Below are 765 nucleotides of genomic sequence, written 5' to 3'. Positions count from 1 at the left end.
CCGCTGAGCGCTTTGTGCGCGATCCGTTCGTGGGTGAGCCGGATGCGCGGATGTATAAGACCGGGGATTTGGCGCGTTATTTACCGGATGGCAACTTAGAATTCTTGGGGCGCAACGATGAGCAAGTGAAGATTCGCGGCTTTCGGATTGAACCGGGCGAGATCGAAGCGTGCTTAACGGCGCATCCGCAGGTGCGCGACGCGGTGGTGGTAGCAACAGGCGAGAGCTCGGATAAGCGGCTTGTTGCATATGTGCAGGCCGGAGAGGATGAGCAACTCGTGAGCACACTGCGCGCACAGGTGGCGGCGCGCCTGCCCGAGTATATGGTGCCCAGCGCATTTGTGCGACTCGATGCGTTTCCGCTGACGCCCAACGGCAAGCTTGATCGGCGTGCACTGCCCGCACCGGATGACGAGGCGCTGGCGCATCAAGCGTATGAAGCGCCGCAAGGCGAGCTGGAGACGACGCTCGCGGCGATCTGGGCGGAGCTATTGGGTGTCGAACGTGTGGGTCGGCACGACAGCTTCTTTGCGCTCGGGGGCCACTCGCTGCTGGCGGTGCAGCTCATTGAGTGTCTGCGGCGTCGGGGCTTGAGTGTGTCGGTGCGGGCGCTATTTGAGGCACCGACGCTCAGTGCGTTGGCGCAGACGTTGGGTCAGCGCCGTGACGTGGTGGTGCCGCCCAACGCGATCACGCCCGACACAACTGCGATTACACCGTCGATGCTGCCGCTCATTGAGCTGACGCAAGCGGACATTGACAAGA

The 765-nt window shown here is 62.6% G+C and carries 1 protein-coding gene; it reads left to right on the top strand.

From position 1 onward, the window contains the following. On the top strand, positions 1–765 hold a 765-nt coding region (locus KPG66_RS16995; RefSeq protein WP_237071624.1), incomplete at both ends, for a phosphopantetheine-binding protein.

The organism is Mycetohabitans sp. B2 (assembly GCF_021733735.1).
Lineage (GTDB): Bacteria > Pseudomonadota > Gammaproteobacteria > Burkholderiales > Burkholderiaceae > Mycetohabitans > Mycetohabitans rhizoxinica.
Note: the sequence above shows the minus strand (reverse complement) of the source record. Positions and strands in the feature narration are given on the sequence as shown.